The 22,975-nt window shown below is 45.1% G+C and carries 26 protein-coding genes; 18 read left to right on the top strand and 8 right to left on the bottom strand.

Going from position 1 to position 22,975, the window contains the following annotated elements; translation table 11 throughout:
• Window positions 1-268, top strand: a 268-nt coding sequence (locus B5D50_RS16250) for an IS1 family transposase (protein WP_234975906.1), incomplete at its 5' end; no start/stop codon positions are given.
• Here B5D50_RS16250 and B5D50_RS20225 read toward each other — a convergent pair.
• The 6 genes from B5D50_RS20225 to B5D50_RS16220 all read right to left on the bottom strand — a co-directional run bounded on the left by B5D50_RS20225 (window position 249) and on the right by B5D50_RS16220 (window position 7,572).
• A complete protein-coding gene (locus tag B5D50_RS20225; protein ID WP_143594394.1) occupies window positions 249-488 on the bottom strand; it encodes a hypothetical protein in 240 nt (79 codons plus the stop codon). The genes B5D50_RS16250 and B5D50_RS20225 overlap by 20 nt on opposite strands.
• A 216-nt stretch (window positions 489-704) precedes the next feature.
• Window positions 705-2,009: a transposase gene (locus B5D50_RS16240; protein WP_078923704.1), complete on the bottom strand. Its 1,305-nt coding sequence runs from the start codon at window positions 2,007-2,009 to the stop codon at window positions 705-707.
• 32 nt (window positions 2,010-2,041) lie between these two features.
• On the bottom strand, window positions 2,042-3,184 hold the full coding sequence (locus B5D50_RS20220) for an IS3 family transposase (protein ID WP_143594392.1): 1,143 nt from the start codon (window positions 3,182-3,184) through the stop codon (window positions 2,042-2,044).
• A complete protein-coding gene (locus B5D50_RS16230; protein WP_078923703.1) occupies window positions 3,181-3,504 on the bottom strand; it encodes a hypothetical protein in 324 nt (107 codons plus the stop codon). The genes B5D50_RS20220 and B5D50_RS16230 overlap by 4 nt, the downstream gene beginning before the upstream one ends.
• Before the next feature lie 494 nt (window positions 3,505-3,998).
• The gene (locus tag B5D50_RS16225; protein WP_200807118.1) at window positions 3,999-6,503 is read right to left on the bottom strand and encodes a DEAD/DEAH box helicase family protein; all 2,505 of its coding nucleotides are present in this window, start codon (window positions 6,501-6,503) and stop codon (window positions 3,999-4,001) included.
• 130 nt (window positions 6,504-6,633) lie between these two features.
• Window positions 6,634-7,572, bottom strand: coding sequence for a DUF2971 domain-containing protein (locus B5D50_RS16220; protein ID WP_078923701.1), 939 nt, complete (start codon window positions 7,570-7,572; stop codon window positions 6,634-6,636).
• 324 nt (window positions 7,573-7,896) lie between these two features.
• On the opposite strand from B5D50_RS16220, the gene B5D50_RS16215 reads away from it, so the two are divergent.
• Window positions 7,897-8,511, top strand: coding sequence for a phage integrase N-terminal SAM-like domain-containing protein (locus tag B5D50_RS16215; protein ID WP_078923700.1), 615 nt, complete (start codon window positions 7,897-7,899; stop codon window positions 8,509-8,511).
• Here the strand turns inward: B5D50_RS16215 and B5D50_RS20885 are convergent.
• Both B5D50_RS20885 and B5D50_RS16205 read right to left on the bottom strand, forming a co-directional pair.
• Window positions 8,483-8,629: an IS1 family transposase gene (locus B5D50_RS20885; RefSeq protein ID WP_159448658.1), complete on the bottom strand. Its 147-nt coding sequence runs from the start codon at window positions 8,627-8,629 to the stop codon at window positions 8,483-8,485. The two genes, B5D50_RS16215 and B5D50_RS20885, sit on opposite strands and share 29 nt — an antisense overlap.
• Window positions 8,630-8,710: 81 nt before the next feature.
• On the bottom strand, window positions 8,711-9,508 hold the full coding sequence (locus B5D50_RS16205; protein ID WP_078923698.1) for an enoyl-CoA hydratase: 798 nt from the start codon (window positions 9,506-9,508) through the stop codon (window positions 8,711-8,713).
• Between the two features lie 219 nt (window positions 9,509-9,727).
• Between B5D50_RS16205 and hflK the strand changes: the two genes are divergently transcribed.
• The 16 genes from hflK (at window position 9,728) to rapZ (ending at window position 22,922) form a co-directional block, all read left to right on the top strand.
• Window positions 9,728-10,924, top strand: a complete 1,197-nt coding sequence (gene hflK, locus B5D50_RS16200) for an FtsH protease activity modulator HflK (protein WP_078923697.1) — start codon at window positions 9,728-9,730, stop codon at window positions 10,922-10,924.
• Window positions 10,921-11,820, top strand: coding sequence for a protease modulator HflC (gene hflC, locus B5D50_RS16195; RefSeq protein ID WP_078923696.1), 900 nt, complete (start codon window positions 10,921-10,923; stop codon window positions 11,818-11,820). The genes hflK and hflC overlap by 4 nt, the downstream gene beginning before the upstream one ends.
• Window positions 11,817-12,011: a DUF2065 domain-containing protein gene (locus B5D50_RS16190; protein ID WP_200807117.1), complete on the top strand. Its 195-nt coding sequence runs from the start codon at window positions 11,817-11,819 to the stop codon at window positions 12,009-12,011. Before hflC ends, B5D50_RS16190 begins: the two co-directional genes overlap by 4 nt.
• Before the next feature lie 12 nt (window positions 12,012-12,023).
• Window positions 12,024-13,205 (top strand): ATP phosphoribosyltransferase regulatory subunit, encoded by a 1,182-nt coding sequence (locus tag B5D50_RS16185; protein WP_078923724.1) that lies wholly within the window; start codon window positions 12,024-12,026, stop codon window positions 13,203-13,205.
• 12 nt (window positions 13,206-13,217) lie between these two features.
• On the top strand, window positions 13,218-14,513 hold the full coding sequence (locus B5D50_RS16180; protein WP_078923695.1) for an adenylosuccinate synthase: 1,296 nt from the start codon (window positions 13,218-13,220) through the stop codon (window positions 14,511-14,513).
• Between the two features lie 360 nt (window positions 14,514-14,873).
• Window positions 14,874-15,095, top strand: a complete 222-nt coding sequence (gene hfq / locus B5D50_RS16175) for an RNA chaperone Hfq (protein ID WP_234975904.1) — start codon at window positions 14,874-14,876, stop codon at window positions 15,093-15,095.
• A gap of 25 nt (window positions 15,096-15,120) precedes the next feature.
• Window positions 15,121-16,032, top strand: a complete 912-nt coding sequence (locus tag B5D50_RS16170) for a DUF533 domain-containing protein (RefSeq protein WP_078923694.1) — start codon at window positions 15,121-15,123, stop codon at window positions 16,030-16,032.
• Between the two features lie 202 nt (window positions 16,033-16,234).
• Window positions 16,235-17,206, top strand: coding sequence for a KpsF/GutQ family sugar-phosphate isomerase (locus B5D50_RS16165; RefSeq protein ID WP_078923693.1), 972 nt, complete (start codon window positions 16,235-16,237; stop codon window positions 17,204-17,206).
• Window positions 17,206-17,736, top strand: a complete 531-nt coding sequence (gene kdsC, locus B5D50_RS16160; protein ID WP_078923692.1) for a 3-deoxy-manno-octulosonate-8-phosphatase KdsC — start codon at window positions 17,206-17,208, stop codon at window positions 17,734-17,736. Before B5D50_RS16165 ends, kdsC begins: the two co-directional genes overlap by 1 nt.
• 5 nt (window positions 17,737-17,741) lie before the next feature.
• Window positions 17,742-18,302 carry an LPS export ABC transporter periplasmic protein LptC gene (gene lptC / locus B5D50_RS16155; protein WP_159448657.1) on the top strand — a complete coding sequence of 187 codons (561 nt, stop codon included), beginning with the start codon at window positions 17,742-17,744 and terminating at the stop codon, window positions 18,300-18,302.
• Window positions 18,271-18,795 (top strand): lipopolysaccharide transport periplasmic protein LptA, encoded by a 525-nt coding sequence (lptA, locus tag B5D50_RS16150; protein ID WP_078923690.1) that lies wholly within the window; start codon window positions 18,271-18,273, stop codon window positions 18,793-18,795. Before lptC ends, lptA begins: the two co-directional genes overlap by 32 nt.
• Window positions 18,796-18,801: 6 nt before the next feature.
• Entirely contained in the window at window positions 18,802-19,527 is a 726-nt protein-coding gene (gene lptB / locus B5D50_RS16145; RefSeq protein ID WP_078923689.1) for an LPS export ABC transporter ATP-binding protein, read from the top strand.
• 120 nt (window positions 19,528-19,647) lie between these two features.
• Window positions 19,648-21,171 (top strand): RNA polymerase factor sigma-54, encoded by a 1,524-nt coding sequence (locus B5D50_RS16140; RefSeq protein WP_078923688.1) that lies wholly within the window; start codon window positions 19,648-19,650, stop codon window positions 21,169-21,171.
• A 56-nt stretch (window positions 21,172-21,227) separates the two neighbouring features.
• Complete coding sequence (gene hpf / locus B5D50_RS16135; RefSeq protein WP_078923687.1) at window positions 21,228-21,563, top strand: ribosome hibernation-promoting factor, HPF/YfiA family; 336 nt, start codon at window positions 21,228-21,230, stop codon at window positions 21,561-21,563.
• A 13-nt stretch (window positions 21,564-21,576) separates the two neighbouring features.
• A complete protein-coding gene (locus tag B5D50_RS16130; protein WP_078923686.1) occupies window positions 21,577-22,050 on the top strand; it encodes a PTS sugar transporter subunit IIA in 474 nt (157 codons plus the stop codon).
• A gap of 11 nt (window positions 22,051-22,061) precedes the next feature.
• The gene (gene rapZ, locus B5D50_RS16125; protein WP_078923685.1) at window positions 22,062-22,922 is read left to right on the top strand and encodes an RNase adapter RapZ; all 861 of its coding nucleotides are present in this window, start codon (window positions 22,062-22,064) and stop codon (window positions 22,920-22,922) included.
• The last annotated feature ends 53 nt before the right edge of the window (window positions 22,923-22,975 follow it).

Here is a 22,975-nt window from a genome sequence, read left to right as displayed (position 1 = left end):
GAAGCAACTGCTTGGCTTATTAGAGCGATTCACCTTTCGCTTGTATTGCACCGATGATTGGGGGGCTTATGAACGGTTACTGCCAGAGGATCAACATCTCATCACTAAACGTTACACTCAGAGCATTGAGCGACAGAATTTGAACTTGAGAACTCATTTAAAGCGCTTAGCGCGGAAGACGATTTGTTTTTCTAGGTCGGTCGAGGTACATGATAAGGTCGTCGGTGAGTATATCGCTAGACACTCGTTCAACTGGTTGAATACATGACCCGCAAGCGTAAATTTTGATTATGATAAAGGTTAAGTGATGCTGCACTGACGAAAGTAATTATTATGCCAAGTAAAATAACAAAACCACATCCTGGATTATATTTAACGCCCTTTTTGGATATGTTGATATTGCCTTTACCTCGTTGACCAATTCGGATGCTTGTGGGTTTTCCCCATTTTCCAGTATTGATTTTGAATCCGCTTTTTTTGCGTGCCATTTTGCACTACCTTTTTGTGAATTGCCTAACGAGGGTGTAGAAAAACCCGAATCTGATCAGCCCATCCAGACCGGGCAGTCATTTTTTTGAACACCCCACGCGGCGGACAGGCTTCTTCACCGTTGCCAACTTCCTGCTTCCCCATAACGCCCTGAATGCCACCTGATACGCTCAATACGGTGCATTTTTGCGTGTTTGGCTGCATCATTTCTCCCTTCATGCGGCATACCCGTGATGTGCCAGCTTTTCGAGGTTGTGCATCAGGTGCCCGTCCACTTTGGCTTTGCTGCGCAAGGTGAAGCGGTGCAGGCGTTTGTTGCCGCGCAAGTTCCCAAATACGGGTTCGACGGTGGCGAAGCGTTGGGTGATCATGCGTTTGCCGAGGTCGGAGTCGATTTTGGGTTTCATCAAATCGGTATGGCTGGGGGTGTCATCGCGCTTGCCTTGCAGGAAAGTGACTTGCCGAGCGCGGGTTTTTGCCGGGTCTTTCAGGCATTGGGGACGCTGTGTACAGGGTTCACAGTCACGCAACGCGCCTTGGAAACGTACCGAAGCATAGCCATTTAGGGTGCAATTCTTGCCAGTACGGTAAAGGCGTTTTCCCGCCGGGCAAAGACAATGGCTAAGGTCAGCGGCTAATGGGAAGTCGGCGGGTTTATAGGTTTTGGCTTTGCTGGGCTTGGGGCATTTGTTCCACAAGGGGTCAGGTTTTTGCTGATGCACGTTCTGATCGACATAGCGTTCATCGCGTTGCCGGTAATCCTTGTCGGGGATGTAGGCATCAATTCCGGCTTCCGCCAAGGCTTTGAGGTTGGCTTCACTGTGGTAGCCGTTGTCGGCAGCGATCACCGTTTCGGGGGTGCGCAGGGGGGCAGTGGCATTGACCACCGGCATCAGTAGTTCCTGTTCCGACCCCGTGCCGTGGGCTTGGGCTTCGACAATGATTGGGTAGTGGCAATCCACGGCTGCCACGCCGGTATAGCCTTGCACCACGCCTTTACTGGTCACCATTTTGGCCGATTCGTTGTCGGTGCGGTTGGACAGGCGGATACTGCCTTTGGCGCCTTGGCGGTCTTTGGGGTTGTCTGACAGCCAATCACGTAACTGTTTGGCTTCGCGTTGCAGGCGTTTCAGTTGTTTGGCTTCGCGCTGGGCTGCCGCCGCATCCGTTTTACTGGCATCGGCTTGTTGGTGTGTGTCGATGATCTTGGCGGCAGCTTTTTCCATGCGTTCGGCTTGGCGCAGGAAGTCAGCGCGAGTGCCCGACTTTTCTTTACTGGCATTGGAGGGCAACTTCACCCCGTCAATGGCAAACATCTCCTTCCCGATCAAGCCTTGGCGGTCACAAATCAGCAGCACTTGGGCAAACAGTTTGGCGATCAACTCCCCTGCATTGGCGATGAACGCCGCCAGCGTGGTGAAATGCGGCTGGCTGTCACCAGAAATCGCAATGAACAACATATTCTCACGGCACGCCGCTTCGATTTTGCGGCTGCTGATAATGCCCCCGGAACGTGTCAAGCAAATTGAGACCAGTCTGTTAAAAAATAAAACTACAAACGGGCTTTTTTGGCAGCCGATAATGTAGGGAAACTCACCGCTATGATTTCATCCGCTTCGTCAGGATGTGCCGGATTAATCCACACCTCCTTGGACGGCAACTTGACGACAGGCACACCGTTGATGAATCGTTTTGGGGTGGTCTCATAAGCGGTTTGCAGTGCTGTTTGGCGGCAGATAGCTACTTCGGTCACCCGATTCGTGAATACTTGTTCCGGCGTGAAGAAAGCTAAGCCACTGTGTTGGTGGTTGAAGTTGTACCATTCCACGTAGTCGGCAAACCATTCCCGCGCAGGGCTGACACTGGCGAAGCGTCCGGGGTAATCGGGTTGTTGCTTACAGGTCTTGAACTGGCTTTCGCTGAACGGGTTGTCGTTGCTGACCCGTGGGCGGCTGTGGCTACAGGTGATCTCCAGTTCTGCCATCAGGTCGAGGTAGCCGTGCGCCGTCATGGGCGCTCCCCGGTCTTGGTGCAGGGTGAGTTCCCCCAAGCCAATGCGGTAACGGGTGCTAGCTTCCTGCATCAGTTGTTTGGCTAGGTGGCTGTTCTCCTTGCGGGAGACCATCCAGGCGACGATGAAACGGCTGTACAAGTCCAGCACCACATACAGTGACAGGTAAACACCGCGTTGTTCAGTCGCTAATTTGGTGATGTCCCACGTCCACACTTCGTTAGGGCGGGTGGCTCGCAGGCGCGGCATGGCGTGCGTCTGAGGTTGACGTTGGGGACGGCGTTCCCCGGTTTGCCGAGCTTTGCGCAGGAGGCGGTACATGGTGCTGACGGAGCAGTAATACACGCCTTCGCTCAGCAACGTGGCATACACTTCAGCAGGGGGTTGGTCAGCAAAGCGTCCACTGTTGAGTACCGGCAGTACCTGCTCTTGTTCGGCGGCACTCAGGGCGTTGTCTGGGACAGCGCGGACGGTAACGGCGGCTGCAACGACAACGGTGGTTTCCGCAACCCTTGCCGGTTCATCAGAGGCTGGCACAGTGTCAGATACCGCGTCGTTTGCCACTACCTCCATGGCAGTCTGGCTGCTGCTATAGCGGTAATAGCTGGCACGGGATAACGCCAAGGCGGCACAACCTGCACGGATGGAGACATCCGGGGGACGGCTTTCCAGCAGGATACTCATGAGCGGCTCACGTTGTTCAGGTGATCCAATAGCGTGAAGGCTTTTTTTTGGAGTTCCAATAAGCCTTCCGCCACCTGTAGACGTTGTTCCAGCTTGGCTTTCTCGCGTTGCAGGGCATCAATGGCTTTGTCTTTGCTGTCTTTTGACGGTTTGCGTCCCGCAGGGCTGTTCTCCAGACCCGCTTCGCCGTGGGCGCAGGCATCAGCCTCGGCAAGGATGCGTTTCTTATCCGCTGCACTGAAATAGCGGTACGTGCGCTTTTCATAGCGTGGGTTCGGCACTACTTGGTTGTCCGGTAATTCACTGGTTGGTTTCGGCATCGTCTTGCTTCCTGTGTCTTAACCCGATTCTACATTTATTTCGCTATCGGGGTGGTCTCAGCGGAGATTGACACATAGGGGGGGTAGTGAAAAAGTTTTATCTTTTAATTTCAATTGGTTGAAAGAATTGAAGTCTTGATAAAGTCACGAAATTCATCCAAAACTGGCTAAATTGTATAGCTTTTTAAAATTAACTGATTATGAATCAATAAGTTAACCCCGTGAACAGTTACCTCGGTTGGCACGAATGAACATGGCACGCGCTTTCCCGCGTATCAACGCGGCGCATGAATCCCATTTTTTCAGCGTTTGAATCTGGCACGATTTTTCTCGCGTTAGCGCATGATGAATTCATCTTTATTCGGTATTTAAATCTGGTGCTGCTTATCGTCATTTTATAAAGCCAACGTCTCGTGTGACGGGCGCGGCGGGGAGTCAGTGAATCGGAGTCGCGGACTGTCACCGCGTCCGTCGTCGAACCACTCGTTGGCTCTTTATTGGTTTTTTGTTGTAAAAGTAGTTGTATAAAGTTCTACTATGTCACCAGCTCTTAATTTATATGATATTAGTTTCTGTCTTATCGCAGTTTGGTTTCCGATCTCATTGTTGCTTGCTAATGCCTTAATAAAGTTTTTTACTGAATTGTTGAATTGAAGCATTTTTTCTTTTGTTATTATCCGTATTTTTGGATTTGGAGAAGCTGCATATTCAAATATGATAGATGGATGTACCATAATCGGAGTGTATGTACACGTATTGTCATATTTTGTCTCAAACCAAGTAGCAGAACCATTGAGTTGATTACAGTAATCTTTACTAATGGTTGATGCAGTTGCTTCATTTTTGCATTCAATTACTAGGTAATTTAATTCGCCAACTTTCCATAGAACATCTGGTCCTTTCTTATACTCTTGTTCTGGTCTTTGGCTTTCAAAGCCTAGGTATCGAGAAATATTCTTAAATGCTTCTTCAAAAATATTAGAAGTTCCTTCTTTAAACTGTAGACCTTCAAGTATTCCGTTTACTTCAATTATTAATTTATTTGGATCATTATGCCGACTGCTTAAATAGTTGCTACAAGATACGGCTTGATCAAAAATATTTCCGGCGATTTTATGATATTGAATGCCTTCAATCGGTTTTAATACTCTTCTATTATCATTTACCGCAGACATTTGAAGTTTTTGGGCCTCTGATTTATCAAATAAATTTATATATGTGGCAACTATCTGTTTAAGAAAACCTTTTTCTTTCTTATTCGTAATTTCATTAACCAAATTATTCAATATATCAGCAGCTTTGACAGGATCATTTTTTGACGCATAATCATAGGCATTTCTCAAAATAAGAGTCATTTTATCAAGATTATTTTCTTCTGAGTACTTTAAACTAGCAAGGACACCTTTACTTGCCGTAACCCATTCATCTGCTCTAGTGAGACAATATTTAATAGTATCTGTTAACTGAAATATTTCCTTTCCTTTAATTTGTTCTGAAATCTGTTCTGAAATCTGTTCGGATAATCTAAGTTGCGCTTTTGTTCCTGGGGATAGCTTTTCGATAGCTCCTTGTGAATAAAGTTGGCTAGTCAAGTCTTTACCTACTAAAAAAACTACACAATAATCATCATTCGAGCGAATTCCTTTCCCCATTCCTTGCTCGATTCTTTGAATAACTTGATTTACGTGACGTGTGCTGCCAAGAAGAATACTCTGCTCAACTTTATCAATTTTTCTTCTAACATCTGGGAATCCATCAATAACAAGAACTCGACAAGCATTTCCCGGCAAGTCAATTCCATCATATCTATTAACAAGAACAGTTAATCCAACATGACCACTTTTTAATTTTTTTACTCCATCATTTAAATTATCCGACATTAAAATTGCATCTGCTGCATTTTTCCAATAATTTGCTCGATTAATAGAAGGAACTATTACAACGACATTTATATCCTTTGAGAGTGCATGACAGTATTTCTTAATATCATCATCTGATGTTTCAGTATTTATTACTTGTGGGAGTAATATCATTCTATCGCCAATATCACCGGCAGAATCTGGTACAATCGGGTTTTTTATGTATTGCTCATTTACGCCAAAGTGACTAGATAAAATAGAATCATCAACTAAAGTGGCAGTCATGAATATTTTTCTATCAGCATCAACAATGCTCGGAATCATATGAATTGGAATTGCAGGAGGAGATATTTCAATGCCGGATGCATCTATAACACAGTGACTTAGTTTGGGATTTTCTTTAACCAGAGGCCAAACAAATTTTAGGAAATCTTCACTGCTATGTTTTACTAAGATTTCTGTTATTTCAGAAATTTTATCCTGCCATATCCAGTAAGGAACTTGTAAATAACTAGTTGGATCTTTATTTTCTATTTCAACAGCTTTAGATTCACATTGGCTATGAATTGAATCACGAAGAATTGAATAAATTTCAACATAAGCATTAGCGTTTTGTGGAATATTTATCGTAAATTGATCTTCAACAGTTTCCAAACAAGCATGAGCATCATCAATAACTAAGCTTGATATTTTTAATTTTAATCCTTCATCACCAACACCAAATACTGACTTGCCATTTACAAGTTTATAAATATTAGCAACTAAAATTGCTTTGCCTGACAGAAATCTTAGTGAATTAACATCATCGGTTACTTCAATTCCAAGCTCTTTCGATGCGTCAATAACTTGCTTTACTAAATACTTATCTGGGCAAATATAAACAGCCGGAGACTTTCCTTCGTTTAAACAACTTTTTAAAATTAAAAGTCCAACTATTGTTTTGCCACTTCCTGTATTCATTTTTATTACTAGGCTATCATTATCTCGCCTAGTAAACCATTTAGCCCAGACTTGTGATTGAACATCTCGTGGGTACTGGAATTTTTCTGCATTTTTATGTGGTAATGCATTAAAAACCTCACGAGGTGGTAGCACTGTATCAACAGTATTACCAGTTCCTATCTTACTAAAGTCAATCAAAATCTATTTCCTTAAGTAGTAGCACGCTTATTTATGATGCCAACGTCTGAATTGACGGGCGGCGCGGGGAGTAGAAAGTAAGAATTGCGGGCTGTCACGCCGTCCGTCGTCGAATGAGTTGTTAGAATTTTTAATCATCTACAGAAAATTTATGTTTTTCAGGTTTGTAACCAAAGACAAAACTTTCTTCAATTTCAATTGTTTTTAGGTGCGGGGAAAATAAATCTAGATAAACATCTTTTTTGTATGTAGGCATTCTCGGATCAAAGCATATGCTCTCGACAAAATCACTTTCTATTGGAATTTTGATAATGTTTGGTAACTTATCAGGAGTAGGATAATCACTCGTCGCAGTTCCGAAAATTGCAGACATATTATCTTTTGAAACTAATTCTTTATATTCTTCTCTAGTTATTTTGTTTCTTAAGCAAACACTGAAAAAAGCTCTAACTTCTTTTTCGTGTGAATATGCTTTATCTTTTAGAATTGTGCCAAAATTGGATTCGATAACTGTTTTTTGCATATGCTCTTGAATCTCGGCACTTGGAAAAAAGCTCCCTGATTCTTTAACATTGTCTTCTATCATTTTGTAATATTGTTTATATTTTTCTTTTATTTTATTTGAGATTTCTTCAAATGAAATATAATCAACATTATCTACCGTCGCAATGCCATCGAGCTGAATAGTACCTTCTTTTGAGTCAATGTGTTTAGTCCAATAGTTATTTTCCCAGAAATCATGTAAAACTTTTCTTAGTTTAGTCTGTTTGGTTTTTATTCTGATGGAAGAACTATCTTGAGAGTAAAGTAACCACATTGCCATAAGATCAGGTTCTGATGTCCAAGATGAGATGTATGTTCTCCCTTTAACACTCTCGTGAAACTCAATAAATTTTTCTTGTTTTCTAACATCCCAGCTATATGCAATGGATTCTTGGAATTTTAAAACATCACCTAAACCCTCATTTTTGTCACTCATTAAAGATAAACGGCTCATTTTGAGTTGGGACTTTGTGAATAAATCATATAACTCAAAGAAACTAACAAAGCGATATAGATCACGTTCCATTGTAAATATTCTTTTATGTGGTTTATGAGATTAGTTATTGGTGCGTCAAATTCTAACAGTTTATTAGGCGGCGTTCTGGAATATCAGGATAGGAAGCCTGCGCTCAATCGGTGAGCACACGCCGCCTATCTGGTTCGTACAGTCTTCCGCATAATCTGGCATTATCATAAAGCGTGTCCCCAAAATTCAGCTAATATTAATGGATAAAAAGCATACACGAAGCCCCGCAACACCGGCAACTTCGTATTCCCATGAATTTTGGAAAATTACACACTTTTTCTTGTTAAACAAGGTATTAGTCAAAAATATGTGACGTGGTATGTATTGCGTACTAAACAGTATATTGCCTACTTTCCAGACGACCATATCCGCACCCATACAGCCCAACAAGTAGAGGAATATCTCACCAAAGTAGGGCGTGAAGTCAACCTGAAAGCATGGCAATTTGGTCAAGTCGTCGATACTATACGGATTCTGTTTTGTCTGGCATTGAAAAAAAGCTGGGCAAACAATTTCGATTGGGAATACTGGTCAGCGTCCGCGAAAAAGTTAGATGCCAATCACGCCACGGTTGCCCGTGATTACACCGATGCCCTCGCAGGTCTAGAAGGGCTGGAAATGCTCGAAGGTGAAGAGCGTTGTTCCCATGAGCTTTACCAACGTTATCAACCTGCGTTAGCGGAAGTTGTCAAAGCAGTGCGCCTTAAAAATTACGCGATGCGCACCGAACAAACTTATCGTGGTTGGATAGCCCGTTTCTTCTATTTCCACAAACCCAATAACGTGCATGATTTAGGGGCAAAGCGCCCACGTAAATTGCCGATTATGTTATCCCGCGAAATTGAGGTTCTGGCGTTCAATGTATTGGATGAACGTCTTGGTAACGAGCTGCTTGTCCTCCGGCAATCAGTCACGCCCGATTTGTTGGCTTCATACTGATACTCCAGCTGGAAACAGTGGTGGCAAAGCGGTAGCGTTGAAGACCATTCCGGGCTTGGCCATGGCGGTAGACCCACTCACCTTGGCAGGACGGACATTTCACCTGAACGCTTACCATTAGAACCTCACAGGAAAAAATCCTCATCTTACTGCAAGTGGGACTGCAACTCATCTAAAGCACGACTAGGGCTTCTATTGGTTAGAACTGCCAATTTGGCGGGCGCTTTTCCAAAAAGGCATCCACACCTTCCAGAGTATCCTCTAAATAAAAATTACAGGTGATGGCTTGATTCGCAAGCTGATAAGCCTCGGCTAAAGGTTGATTAAGTTGCTGATAAAATAATTGCTTGCCCATGCTGACTGCTGCAGGGGGCTTAGCCGCAATTTTTGCAGCCATTGCAACAACGGCTTGCTCAAGTTGCTCAGCCGCGACCACTTGATTCACTAAACCATAGGTTTTCGCAGTCGCCGCATCAATAAAATCCCCAGTCAGCAACATTTCTAAGGCGGGTTTACGCCCAAGATTACGACTTAAGGCTACGGCGGGGGTTGAACAGAATAAACCTAAATTAATCCCTGATACTGCAAATTTGGCTGACTCACTCGCAATCGCTAAATCACAAGCTGCCACTAACTGACAACCCGCCGCCGTTGCGACCGCATGCACACTCGCAATCACGGGCTGTGGCAGATGCTCAATGCGCTGCATCATGCCACCGCAATCGCTAAATAATTGCTTGATCCGTTGTGGGTCATTCGCTTGGCGCATTTCTTTTAGATCATGTCCCACGCAAAAAGCACGGCCATTCGCTTTAATCACCACGACCCGTACTGTAGGCTCTTCACGGATAGCGTCTAAGTGTGCTGTCAAGGCTGCAATCATGGCAGCGGATAAGGCATTAAATTTATCCGGTCGATTTAAAGTTAAGGTGCAAATACCCTGTTGATCCTCACGCAACACCCAATGTTCCGTCGCCACTTGAGCTTGAACTTGCATTTTTTCCTCCTAGCTATACCGTTAATTTTCGATTATAGCGGGATACGACCCTAATTTTCTCAGGTGTGTTCAACTTTATCTTGATGAATTTGATATGCTCCTGTGGTTAGCTACAAGGTTGCTAGTATTCGATAGCCTGCTTACAATGCTCGCTTTGTAAAAATCATGTCTCTGCCTCAGTTGCTTGCGGACAATCCAACTAGTTTTTAGGAGTTTCTTATGCCCTGGAATGAGCCGGGTGGTAATAATCAAGACCCTTGGACAGGGAAAAACAAACCGACCAATAAATCGACCGATGCTGATGAGTTAGTTAAGAAGATCAATCAAAAGCTCAGCGGTTTATTTAATAAAAAGCCCTCTAGCGGTAACGAACCCGATGGTCCCGCTAACTATAAGGGCGTGTTTATTATTTTAGGACTATTAATTGCCGGTTGGTTATTCTCTGGTTTCTACATGGTAGATGCTCGTGAAGAAGCCTTGGTCTTACGTTTTGGTGCTTATCAAACCACGAGTGGCCCTGGCTTACATTGGCATTTACCGACGCCCATTGAGCGGATTGAATATGTCGATGTTGCCCAAAATCGCAGCGCTCAAGATACCAGTAATATGCTCACTCAAGATGAGAATATTGTTGAGATCGCGGTGACTGCACAGTATCAAGTCAGCGATGCCGAAGACTATACCTTTAATGTACTCAAAGCCGATGATTTAGCCAATCAATCTCAAGGTACACTCTATCAAGCCATGCGCAGTGCAACCCGTGAGGTCATTGGGCGCAGCAAAATGGACTACATCTTAGGTGAAGGTCGTGAGCAAATCGCGGTTGAAACCCAAAAGCTCATGCAGACTATTTTAGATAATTACCAAGTAGGTTTACGGGTTATCAAAGTCAACCTCACCTATGCCGAAGCGCCAGATGCAGTCAAGGATGCGTTTGATGATGCCAACCGTGCGCGTGAAGATGCGAATCGGTTTCAAAATGAAGCTGAAACCTACTCCAATAAAGTCTTACCCGATGCACGCGGTCAGGCGGCTCGCTTAATTGAAGAAGCCAATGCTTATCGTGAGCAAGTGGTTGCCCGTGCAGAAGGTGATGCGGCTCGCTTCACTCAATTAGTCACTGAATATAAGAAAGCCCCTGAAGTTACTCGTGAGCGCTTATATCTAGAAACGATGGAAACCGTCATGAGTGGCTCACGCAAAGTATTAGTGGATAGTGCTAACAGCAATAATATGTTGTATATCCCTGTCGACCCGAAATCAGCAACCGTTGACTTACCAACTGCGGCTATCGCGTCCGCTGCTACCGTGAGTACCGATAGCTCGACACCCACGACGAGCAATGCAGGCGGGAATACCGATATGCGCCAGCAACGCCCCTTAAGCCCTGGTCAAACACGGGAGAGTCGCCAATGATTGAAACTAAACAACTCGTGCTTGGCGGTTTAGTGGTAGTAGCGGTCGGCATTTATGCAACCGCCTATACTGTGGATCAGCGCGAGCAGGCGATTAAATTCGCATTCCGCGAAATTGTTGATGCAGAGATTAAGCCCGGTTTGCATTTCAAAATTCCTTTTATGAATACGGTGAGGAAGTTTCCTGCCCAAATACTCACTTACGAATCTAAGGCTGAACGCTTTTTAACCGGTGAGAAGAAATACGTCTTAGTCGATTTCTTTGTGAAATGGCAAATTGAAGATGTATCAACCTTCTATCGTGCCACCAATGGTGGACGCATGATCGACGCCTCAAATCGTTTAGGCGATATTATGAAAGACGGTTTACGCAATGAGTTTAGCCGGCGCACCATTGAGCAAGCTCTGACTGAGCAACGTGATCAAATCATGCAAGGTTTAGAGCTAAAATCGAATGAAGCGGCTAAGCAATTAGGCATCAAGATTGTGGATGTGCGGGTCAGTAAGATTGATTTCCCTGATCAAGTCAGCGAATCGGTCTTTAACCGGATGCGTTCTGAACGGATGCGGGTCGCCCAAGATTTTCGCTCACGCGGTCAAGCCGAGGCCGAGAAAATTCGAGCCACGGCTGATCGTAATGCCACCGTCATTAAAGCGGAGGCTTATCGGGACGCTGAAAAACTACGCGGTGAAGGTGATGCGAAAGCAGCCGAGATTTACAGCCAAGCCTATCAAGGTGATGCTGAATTCTATTCCTTCTATCGTAGCCTTGATATTTATAAGAAAACGATGGGTAAAAATGCTGAGACTACGATGGTCTTAGAACCAAGCTCAGAGTTTTTCCGTTACTTTAAAAGCTCCACAGGTGGCGTTACACCTGCTACACCAGCTCAGTGAATATTGACTGGTCAGACCTCGTTAATGCACTAGCCCTCTTGTTAATCCTTGAGGGCTTGTTGCCCTTCATCAGTCCTCATCAGCTTAAAAAAGTATATGCACAAATTCTCAACTATCCTGAAAAAACCCTAAGGATGTTTGGGCTAATTTGTGTTATAGCTGGTATTCTCTTGCTGTTTCTAACTGATTAATCAACCATGCCAATGACTGACCAATACTGGGCGCTACCAGACGGGATTAGCGAAGCATTGCCTGAAGAATCCTGGCGTTTAGAAAATTTACGCCGTCATCTTTTGGACATTTATGCCACATGGGGCTACCAAATGGTCATGCCACCCTTGGTAGAATATATGCAATCCTTGAATACCGGGATCGGCTCCAACCTTGATCTGCAAACTTTTAAAGTAACGGATCAACTCACCGGGCGCACATTGGGCATTCGCGCTGATATGACCCCACAAATCGCTCGAATTGATGCCCATAAACTCAAAACTGAGCACCCCAATCGTTTGTGTTATATCGGTAGCGTGCTGCGCACCCGTGCATTTAATGAAGATGGCTCACGTTCCCCCTTGCAAGTTGGGGCTGAATTATTCGGGCATGCTGGAGAAGACAGTGATTTTGAAGTACTGGCTCTCTTACTGACCACACTGAAACAGTGCCAAGTTCCGCAGATTACTTTAGATATTGGGCATGTTAATATTTTTCGCAGCCTCGCCGCCCAAGCCGGGTTAACGGCTCAACAAGAAAAAATATTCTTTGACATGCTAGAGCGCAAGTCCTTGCCCGATATTGACGCTTGGCTAGCCGCGACCAAGTTACCAGCGGCTGAAGCAGAGATGCTACGCCAATTGCCCCGCTTATACGGCAAACCCGACCTACTAGAGCAAGCCAGCCTCGTTTTAGCGGCAGCTAACCCAGAAGTACAAGCCGCATTAGCTTATTTAGCCTCTTTAGTCGCCCGCATTCAACAAGAATTCCCAGATTGCCGGATTCATGTCGACCTAACCGAATTATCCGGTTATGACTATCATACAGGGATCGTTTATGCGGCTTACGCCCAAGGCAGCGGCCGAGAGATCGCCCGAGGTGGGCGCTATGATGGCATTGGCAAAATTTTTGGACGGGCGCGCCCTGCCACGGGTTTTAGTACAGATTTAAGGGTATTAACTCGCTATTGGCAAGCTCAAGCACCACAACCCACGAAAATATTTGCACCTGCTGATACTGATCCTTGTTTAAGCCAAACTATCCAGCAATTACGCGCCCAAGGGCAGTGGATTATTCGGCAATTACAAGGGGATACCGTGAAAACCCCGCAGGATGCAGGCTGCGGACAACAACTAATTAAGCACGGCAACGAATGGATTATTACGGAAGTTTAAAGCGAGAAAGTCATGGGTAAAATCGTTGTTGTTCTAGGCACTCAATGGGGTGACGAAGGCAAAGGTAAGATAGTCGACTTACTAACTGAAAATGCCGCTGCAGTGGTACGTTTTCAAGGTGGGCATAATGCTGGACATACTTTAGTCATTGGTGGCGAAAAGACCGTGTTGCATCTGATTCCATCGGGCATTTTACGTAAAAATGTCGAATGTATGATTGGGAATGGAGTGGTGCTTTCGCCGGAAGCTTTATTAAAAGAAATTAATACACTAGAAACAAAAGGCATTTCAGTGCGGGAGCATTTACGGATCTCTGAAGCTTGCCAATTAATTCTACCCTATCATATTGCCTCGGATCTTGCACGGGAACGGGCGCGGGGCAATCAAGCCATTGGCACAACAGGACGGGGAATTGGCCCTGCGTATGAAGATAAAATTTCCCGCCGAGGTTTACGGGTAGGCGATTTATTCCAAGCAACTGAGTTTGAGGCCAAACTGCGCTTAATTCTCGATTTTCATAATTTTACCCTGAAACACTATTATCAAGCAGAGACCGTCGATTTCCAACAGACTTTAGATCAAGCCTTAGCCATGACGGAAGCCTTAGGCCCAATGATTGCTGACGTACCCTATCGGATTTCTGAACTGCGTAAAGCAGGTAAAGACATCATGCTGGAAGGTGCACAAGGGACTTTACTGGATATTGATCATGGAACTTATCCTTATGTAACCTCTTCCAATACAACCGCAGGTGGCGCTTGTACAGGTGCAGGGATTGGCCCTCGGCATATTGATTACATTCTAGGCATTACTAAAGCTTATACCACTCGAGTTGGCTCAGGACCTTTCCCAACTGAATTATTTGATGAAGTCGGCAAATATTTAGGCCAAAAAGGCAATGAATTTGGTGCAACTACCGGGCGTCCACGGCGTTGCGGTTGGTTTGATGCCGTGGTTTTACGGCGAGCTATGGAAATTAATAGTGTGAGTGGTTTGTGCATTACTAAGCTAGATGTACTGGATGGCTTGGAAACCGTGAAAATCTGCACAGGTTATCAGTTAGAAGGGCAAGTTTTTGAAGTACCTCCAGTGATTACTGAAGAATTTGCGCGTTGCCAACCGATTTATGAAGAGTTACCGGGTTGGCAAGAATCGACATTTGGCCTAACCCGTTACAATGAGTTACCTGCCAATGCTAAAGCTTATCTAAAACGTTTAGAAGAAGTGGTAGAGACCCCAGTAGACATTATTTCTACCGGCCCGGATCGTGATCAGACGATTATTTTAAGACATCCTTACGCAGCCTAAGTCCAATTTAGGCAAAAAAATAACCCCACTCCTAAATGAGGAGTGGGGGTCTTAAGCCACCGGGGGTTGTGGCGGAGGTTGCACCGTTCTGACATTCTATTCTGAATAGTTCTTTGCATTTGATATGCCAATTAGGTAAGCCTTTATTTATCAAGCACTTTTTAAAAACCTGCCTAATTATTAATAAAATTTACAGCGCCCAATTAAGACAAGTTTGCCAATAATCTGTCAGTTTGAGACACTAGCCAAATGCTCTGTCACATCGACAGAGAAAACTTAAGGCCATTTATCACAAACGGTTTAAATTGCCTTGAACGCATGCGTATAATGTTGCGACAAATCAAAATCATGGCAGATTCTATGCAAGAAACTTTTTTAAATGATCTGGCAAAAAGCCAAGCCCCTGTCTTTTGTTTCCTCGTCAACGGAATCAAATTGGAAGGGTTTATCATTGCTTATGATCAATTCTCAGTAATGCTGGCCTCAAACCGCGATGCGGCAAGCTCCCAGCTCATTATGAAAAGTGCTATCTCGACGATTGTACCGAAAGGTGCGGGGTCGGTAGCACCAAAAAACTATTAACTCTTTTAAGAAAGGATCAGTCCCAATGGATGCAATCAAGATTCTCGGCAGTTTGTTAAGCAGTGGCGCTTTATCGGGTGGTTCTGCCGGTAACGTACTGGGTAACATCCTCGGTTCTGCACTCGGTGGCAGTAGCACAAGCCGCCAAGGTGGCGGGATGGCAGATGTCCTCGGGAGTCTCTTAGGTGGAGCACAGAATAATTCAAATCAAGGCGGCTTAGGCGATGTATTAGGTGGTCTCCTTGGGGGACAAACCAATCGTCAAAACCCAACCGGTTTGAACGATGTGTTAGGGAGTTTGTTGGGTGGTGGTCAATCCGCAAATTCAAACTCAAGCCAAGGTGGTTTAGGCAATGTCTTAGGCAGCCTCCTCGGTGGAGCACAACAACCCTCTACTGGCCAAAGCGGTGGTTTAGGTGACCTTCTCGGTGGCTTAATGGGCGGCCAGCAAACGCAAGCCGGACAAGGGCAAGCAAGTGGTGGTTTAGCCGATCTATTAACGGCTGCCGTTAGCAAATATATGCAAGGCCAAAACCCCAATGTCCCTGATTTGAGTAGTCAGTTAATCCCCAATCAGCAAGCCGCTGAACAACAAGCCAGCCTAATGATTCGTGCCATGATTAATGCCGCCAAAGCAGATGGTACAATTGATCCACAAGAGCAAGAACGCATTATTAGCAAATTAGGGAATATCAATGATTCTGAAGCTGATTTCATTCGTCGTGAATTTGAAGCACCTTTAAATGTCGCGGGCTTTGTACAGAGTATTCCACAAGGCATGGGACAAGCAATCTATGCTATTTCGCTCGCGGCCATCGACTTAGATAGCCGAACCGAAGCGCAATACTTAAGCCAATTGGCTCAAGGTTTGAATTTATCGCCTACTACTTGCAATGCCCTGCATGAGCAAGTAGGAGCACCTAAGCTCTACTCTTAAAACTTGAGTGAAGTGTCCGACTTAAAGAGTCTGTTGCTTAGCAGACTCTTTACATAAAATACGTCAGCTAAAAGCCAGCTGCCTTAAGCACGGCTAGCATCCCTACTCTTACTGAATAACGGCATAACTATAACCGTATTGGGTTTATAGCGCTGTGTCCTGCTATAGTGCGCTCTTCTAAAAACGTGAGAATTCAGTTGCGATGCATGCTGCTAAAGACATGAAAGCCTTGGCGCGCGCGGTGATTACTGCCGAAATTAGCGCCTTAGAATCTTTACCTGAGCGAATTGATGATCAATTCGTAGGGGCTTGTGAAACCATTCTGAACTGTCGTGGGCGGGTGATTGTAACGGGGATGGGCAAGTCCGGGCATATCGGGAGTAAAATAGCCGCCACTTTAGCCAGTACAGGGACTCCGGCTTTTTTTGTGCATCCCGGTGAGGCGAGTCATGGTGACTTAGGCATGATCGTTGATGGTGATGTAATCATTGCCTTGTCTAATTCCGGCACTAGTGAAGAAATCCTAGCCATTATGCCGGTGGTACGCCGTCTAAAAATCAAGCTAATTGCGATGACAGGCAATCCAGAATCTGAATTGGCACAATTAGCTGACTTTCATATTTATACCGGAGTTGACCAAGAAGCCTGCCCTTTAGGTCTCGCTCCGACTTCAAGTACCACCGCCACCTTAGTCATGGGGGATGCCTTAGCGATTGCTCTCTTAGAAGTACGTGGTTTTACAGCCGATGATTTTGCACGCTCACATCCCGGTGGGCGCTTAGGTAAACGTTTATTAGTGCATGTACGCGATCTCATGCATACTCAAGGGCAAATCCCAAGAGTCCTGCCTGAGGCTGATATTCGAGAAACTATTTTAGAAATGACGCGACATGGTTTCGGTATGACTGCCATTGTCGATGCAAGTGAATATTTGCTAGGTGTCTTCACCGATGGTGATTTACGGCGCTCGTTTGATCATGGTCGTGATTTGCAAGGTCGCCCCATCGCTGAGTTAATGACCACCAGCTCACATACCATTGCCCCAGATGAACTCGCGGTCACCGCCTTAAATCTAATGCAAGAGCATAGTATCACGGTGTTGCCTGTAGTGCAGGCAGGGCAAATAGTGGGTATTATCCATATGCATGATTTATTACGCGCAGGAATTGTTTAATGAAAGTAACTAAAGAGCTGGCCAGCCAGATTCAACTCTTGATCCTTGATGTGGATGGCGTACTCACTGATGGCAGCCTGTTTTATGATAATCATGGTCAAGAATATAAAGCCTTTAACTCACGCGATGGTCACGGTCTACGCATGTTGCAAGAGGCAGGTATAAAAGTTGCCTTGCTCACCGGGCGACAATCTGAACTAGTTCAACATCGAGCGCGCAACTTAAATATTCCGGCTGAACTAGTTTTTCAAGGCTTTCGGGATAAACGCCCTGCCTTTGAAGCCTTACTTGCGCAAACAGGTCTTACCGCCGATCAGATTGCTTATATCGGTGATGATGTGGTGGATCTACCCGTGATGACCAAAGTCGGCTTAGCGATTGCGGTTGCAGATGCCCATCCTTTTGTGAAGCAACATGCCGCTTGGGTTAGTCATTTATCCGGCGGGCGCGGTGCAGTACGTGAGGCCTGTGAAATGTTATTGGACGCACGAGGTGAACTACAGACGATTTTAGACCGTTATTTGCAATGAGATTTTTGCTAGTTCTAGTCAGTGTCTTATTAGTTGTCATCCTGCTGCATAATTTAGAAGATTATTTAGCCCGCCCTGACCTCGAGCCGACCCAGCAAGATTATGTGGCAGTGGATTATTATCTCACCGACTTTAGCTTAAGTGCGATCACGGCTAGTGGGAGCGTCAGTCATACAGTAGATGGCTTGTATCTAGCGTATTCGCAAGACACGAAGGTCAGTCAGATTGTGATGCCGCGCATTATCAGTAAAGACACCCAAGCCACGCAAGCAGTCGATGCAGCCACGTTAACCGCTGATGAAGCGGTGCTACATCATGCTACCCAAGAGGCCGATCTGAATGGGAATGTGCGCTTACAGATGGCGAGTCAGGCAGAGCATGCTTTTGATTTGCAAACCTCTTTTTTACATTACCGCTTTGCTGATCAACAGGTCAGTACCGATCAAGCGGTGAGCATCACTAGCCCACAATTGGTTTTACAAGGAACCGGGCTAGAAGCTAAACTGGACGAGGCTTATTTGAGACTAAATGCTAATGTTAAATCAACCTATCAAGCGGCCCCTTAAACTACTCGTTTGCCTACTATTCTGCACCGGCTTAACGGCCCAAGCACTCAGCACCGATGTCGAAAAACCGGTGACGATTGAGTCAGACTCGGGGGTGTTTAATAAAGAAGCGGGCACGGCTGTGTATGCAGGCAATGTAGAAATTAAACAAGGTACTCTGAGTATTCGTGCCAGCCGGATTGAAATTTCTGCCCCCGGCAATGAAATCCAACTGATTAAAGCCACCGGTTCGCCAGTTAATTTTCAACAAACCATGGACAGTGGCAAGCAGACCCTAGGGCGTGCGAAAACGGTGCAATATTTGGTCACTCAAAAGAAATTAGTCATGGATGGGGATGCAAGCCTCAGCCAAGATCGAGATAATTTTGCGAGTAATCACATTGAATATTCTATTGCAAGTGGCGAACTCAAAGCCGGAGGTCAAGCCACAGCGGCGGGCGAAAAGCCGGGACGAGTCCGAGCTATTTTCTACCCTACGAATAAAGCACAATAATTTGCTATGGCTATTTTACGGGCTGAACACTTACAAAAAAACTATAAAAAACGCCAAATTCTCAAGGATGTTAATCTAGCAGTACATAGTGCCGAAGTGGTGGGTTTATTAGGTCCGAATGGGGCGGGTAAAACCACATGCTTTTATATGATTGTCGGCTTAGTGGGGGTTGATGGCGGCAAAATTTTTATTAATGATCATGATATTACCCAAGCACCGATGCATAAGCGGGCGCGAGCAGGTCTTGGGTATTTAGCACAAGAAGCGAGTGTATTTCGCAAACTAACGGTGACGCAAAATATTCTTGCCATCCTCGAACTACGCAAAGATCTTAATCGCAACCAGCGCCAAGCAAAACTGGAGCAACTCTTAGCCGAATTTCAAATTAATCATTTACGCGACAGCTTAGGCATTAGCTTATCAGGCGGTGAGCGTCGCCGTCTTGAAATCGCCCGCGCCTTAGCTACCGAACCCGAATTTATTTTACTGGACGAACCCTTCGCTGGAGTTGATCCGATTTCTGTTTTAGAAATCCAAAAAATCATTCGCCATTTAGTAGCGCGGAATATTGGCGTGCTCATCACAGATCATAATGTGCGCGAAACCCTTGGTATTTGCCACAGAGCCTATATCCTCAGTGAAGGACGTATCCTCACTGAAGGTTCACCGGATGAGATTTTAAACAATGAACAAGCCCGTAAAGTTTATTTAGGTGATAAGTTTCAACTTTAACCCCCGCTGCTTCACTGAGGATTTACCACCGATGCGGCATTTTTGCAGTTGTGTGGATTTAGGGCTACCATGTGACTTATGGTGCGACCCAACTGTTCAATCTGGAAAAAAGAATAACTAATGCTCAGACAAGGACTCGATATTCGTATTGGACAAACATTGTCCATGACCCCTCAGTTGCAGCAGGCTATTCGCTTGTTACAACTTTCCTCTATCGAACTACAGGAAGAAATTCAGCAAGCCCTTGAAGAAAACCCCTTATTGCAACTGGCTGAGGACGCTGATTCAAACGGCGATGTGTACTTAGCAGAAGCCTCCACTCAGGCTGAACTCCCAGCTGCCAGCACTGAAAGCCTCAGTGAGCATGATCCAGAGCAAGAACTAACTGCCCTCAGTGAGCTTGACACTAGCAGCCAGATGGAGAGCGATATTCCCGAAGATTTGAGTCTGGATACTGCTTGGGATGATGTTTATGACAGCAGCACAGGAGCAGGCAGCCATCAAGATAGTGACAGTGATAACCAGTCTTTCTTAGAAAACCAAGGTAGCTTTTCTGAAGATTTGCAAGAACACTTATTGTGGCAAATCACCATGAGCCAACTCTCCGATATCGATAAACGCATCGCCTTGACTATTGTGCAGTCATTGGATGAAGCAGGCTATTTATGCGAATCTATTGAGGATATTTTAGCAAGCCTAGTGGATGAGCTACCCATCGAATTAGAGGATGTGGCCTCGGTTTTAAAATATATTCAACATCTTGATCCGCTCGGTGTTGCTGCGCGTAATTTACGTGAGTGTTTACTGATTCAATTGTATCGGCAGCCCGCCAGTGAGTTACAAAAACTAGCGGTCAGTTTAGTCGAAAAGCATCTAGACTTATTAGAGAAACGCGACTATAAAGAAATACAGAAGAGATTAAAAATCAATCAAGACACTTTCGAGGCAACGATTACTTTGCTAAGAACCTTACAACCGAAACCCGGCAATGCCTTCTCTGACACCGCCACCGACTACATCACACCAGATGTATTTGTGCATAAATTGCGTAATGCTTGGGTTGTGTCGTTGAATCAGCGAGTCACGCCTGAGCTGCAAATCAATCAAATGTATGCAGACCTGATTGGGCAGGTTAAGACCAGTAGCGACTCACATTATCTAAAAAACAATCTTCAGCAAGCACGCTGGCTCATTCGTAGCCTTGAAAGCCGTAACACGACAATCTTGAATGTGGCAAAAGCGATAGTTGAACGCCAATCAGCTTTCATGCAATATGGAGAACAGGCCATGAAGCCGCTGATTTTACGTGATATTGCTGAAGAGTTGGAAATGCACGAATCGACTATTTCTCGCGTCACCACGAACAAATACATGTATACCCCTCGGGGGATCTTTGAATTCAAATATTTCTTTTCTAGTCAACTAGACACCGATACCGGATCTAGTTGCTCATCCACTGCCATTCGCGCCATGATCAAACAATTAATTGCGAAAGAAGATGCACGCTCACCTTTGAGCGATAGCGGCCTCACTCAGCTACTCAAGGAGCAAGGCATCAATGTCGCACGGCGCACAGTTACCAAGTATCGTGAAGCCATGTCTATACCGTCCTCGCATGAACGGAAGGGCCTGGTGACGACCTGAGTCAGCCCCCTAAGGGGTTGGCTATTTTTATAGACCTTGTTTTAAGGAGTCTGCACATGCAACTAGAAATTACCGGTCATCACATTGAAGTAACTCCTGCTTTAAATAGCTATATCAAAGAGAAATTTGAGCGCATCAAGCGCCATTTTGATCAAGTCCTCAATGTGCACGTTATTCTGGAAGTAGAAAATAAGACCCTGCATAGTGCTGAAGCGACCATTCACGTCAGTGGTAATCAGATTTACGCCAATGCTAAAGAAGATAATATGTATGCCTCCATTGATGCACTCTGCGACAAACTGGATCGCCAAGTGCTGAAACACAAAGACAAGCTCAAAAATCATCATCGTGATGAAAACCTACGGACGATTCAACTGCAAGCCGCAGATTAAACGAGACTAAAAGATGGATATTGTTACCCTATTATCGACGGATCGAATTGTATGTGAACGCGAGTTATCGAGTAAAAAGCGTGCTTTTGAAAAACTTGCCGCATTGCTCAGCCATGAAGGTCACGAAGACGGCTTTGAAAATGAAGCTGTTTTTAATGCGCTGATCGCCCGCGAAAAATTGGGTAGCACGGCATTGGGGAATGGCATTGTCCTTCCCCATGCCTCTTTAAGAGTCAGCTATGCTAAAGCAGCCCTCTTACTTTTAGATGAAAGCATCGACATGGATACACCGGATAAAAAGCCGGTGCATTTATTATTGGCGCTGATCGTCCCTAAAGGCCAAGCCGAAAGTTATCAACCCTTGTTAAGCGAGTTAGCCATCGTTTTAAATCGTAAAGGTTTGGCTAAGTCCTTACTCGAGTTGGGTGAGCCGGAACTTATTTTGAGTTATTTAAGCTCGTTATTTGAGCAGAAAATTGCCGCCTAAGCGGATACCACATGCAGATCGTCATTATTAGCGGAATGTCAGGAGCAGGTAAGAGTTATGCCCTCCAAACTTTGGAGGATACCGGCTATTACTGTATTGATAATCTACCCTCGCAACTGATTGAAGCACTGATTCAAACCCCACAGATCACCCACTTAGAGCGCTTAGCGATTGGTATTGATATTCGTGGTGGCAAATCCAGTCTGCAAGAAATTCCAATGACCATCGCACGGATTCGCCAGCAATATCCTAAAACCCATTTGATTTATCTCTATGCGCAACGCGCTATTATTCAAAAACGCTACAATGAAACCCGTCGCAGCCATCCTCTTATCCACGAAGAAAAAGAGCTGGCTAAAGCGATTGAATTAGAAGAAAACTTGCTAGGCTTCTTGGCAGAGCAGGCCGATTGGCGAGTGGACACCTCACAGACTAATGTCTATGAACTAGGACTATTATTGCGCACCCGCTTAGGTGAGGCGCATTTGCGCAATTTCTCGCTCATGTTTCAATCCTTTGGCTATAAACACGAAGCCCCTTCTGACTCTGATTTTGTGTTTGATGTCCGTTGCTTGCCTAATCCTTATTGGATACCTGAATTGCGACCCCTCACCGGTCGTGACCCCGCCATTATCACTTGGCTACAACAGCATCCACGGGTGCACGAATTATATACAGGTATTCAGGATTTTTTAGAGCTATGGATGGCTGATCCAGAATCCTGCCAACGTACCTATTTAACGGTTTCGATTGGCTGTACAGGGGGGCGACATCGCTCCGTTTATATCGCTGAAGCCCTCTATCAACATTTCCGCCAAAAACTCGGCGAATGTGTGCTACTGCGCCATCGAGAGCTTAACTATTTGAGCTAAGCAGAATAAGCACTTGATTATTTGTGATTTATTTCTGTCTAGTTTATCATCCC

This window comes from Thiothrix eikelboomii (assembly GCF_900167255.1).
Taxonomy (GTDB): Bacteria; Pseudomonadota; Gammaproteobacteria; order Thiotrichales; family Thiotrichaceae; genus Thiolinea; species Thiolinea eikelboomii.
Note: the sequence above shows the minus strand (reverse complement) of the source record. Positions and strands in the feature narration are given on the sequence as shown.

Bases quoted from the DNA above. Each gene is read 5' to 3' on its own strand.
- B5D50_RS20225 (WP_143594394.1), bottom strand. From the start codon at position 488: ATGGCACGCAAAAAAAGCGGATTCAAAATCAATACTGGAAAATGGGGA.
- B5D50_RS20220 (WP_143594392.1), bottom strand. From the start codon at position 3,184: ATGAGTATCCTGCTGGAAAGCCGTCCCCCGGATGTCTCCATCCGTGCA.
- B5D50_RS16230 (WP_078923703.1), bottom strand. From the start codon at position 3,504: ATGCCGAAACCAACCAGTGAATTACCGGACAACCAAGTAGTGCCGAAC.
- B5D50_RS16220 (WP_078923701.1), bottom strand. From the start codon at position 7,572: ATGGAACGTGATCTATATCGCTTTGTTAGTTTCTTTGAGTTATATGAT.
- B5D50_RS20885 (WP_159448658.1), bottom strand. From the start codon at position 8,629: ATGGTAAGCGTTCAGGTGAAATGTCCGTCCTGCCAAGGTGAGTGGGTC.
- B5D50_RS16205 (WP_078923698.1), bottom strand. From the start codon at position 9,508: ATGCAAGTTCAAGCTCAAGTGGCGACGGAACATTGGGTGTTGCGTGAG.
- hflK (WP_078923697.1), top strand. From the start codon at position 9,728: ATGCCCTGGAATGAGCCGGGTGGTAATAATCAAGACCCTTGGACAGGG.
- hflC (WP_078923696.1), top strand. From the start codon at position 10,921: ATGATTGAAACTAAACAACTCGTGCTTGGCGGTTTAGTGGTAGTAGCG.
- B5D50_RS16185 (WP_078923724.1), top strand. From the start codon at position 12,024: ATGACTGACCAATACTGGGCGCTACCAGACGGGATTAGCGAAGCATTG.
- B5D50_RS16180 (WP_078923695.1), top strand. From the start codon at position 13,218: ATGGGTAAAATCGTTGTTGTTCTAGGCACTCAATGGGGTGACGAAGGC.
- hfq (WP_234975904.1), top strand. From the start codon at position 14,874: ATGCAAGAAACTTTTTTAAATGATCTGGCAAAAAGCCAAGCCCCTGTC.
- B5D50_RS16170 (WP_078923694.1), top strand. From the start codon at position 15,121: ATGGATGCAATCAAGATTCTCGGCAGTTTGTTAAGCAGTGGCGCTTTA.
- B5D50_RS16165 (WP_078923693.1), top strand. From the start codon at position 16,235: ATGCATGCTGCTAAAGACATGAAAGCCTTGGCGCGCGCGGTGATTACT.
- kdsC (WP_078923692.1), top strand. From the start codon at position 17,206: ATGAAAGTAACTAAAGAGCTGGCCAGCCAGATTCAACTCTTGATCCTT.
- lptA (WP_078923690.1), top strand. From the start codon at position 18,271: ATGTTAAATCAACCTATCAAGCGGCCCCTTAAACTACTCGTTTGCCTA.
- lptB (WP_078923689.1), top strand. From the start codon at position 18,802: ATGGCTATTTTACGGGCTGAACACTTACAAAAAAACTATAAAAAACGC.
- B5D50_RS16140 (WP_078923688.1), top strand. From the start codon at position 19,648: ATGCTCAGACAAGGACTCGATATTCGTATTGGACAAACATTGTCCATG.
- hpf (WP_078923687.1), top strand. From the start codon at position 21,228: ATGCAACTAGAAATTACCGGTCATCACATTGAAGTAACTCCTGCTTTA.
- B5D50_RS16130 (WP_078923686.1), top strand. From the start codon at position 21,577: ATGGATATTGTTACCCTATTATCGACGGATCGAATTGTATGTGAACGC.
- rapZ (WP_078923685.1), top strand. From the start codon at position 22,062: ATGCAGATCGTCATTATTAGCGGAATGTCAGGAGCAGGTAAGAGTTAT.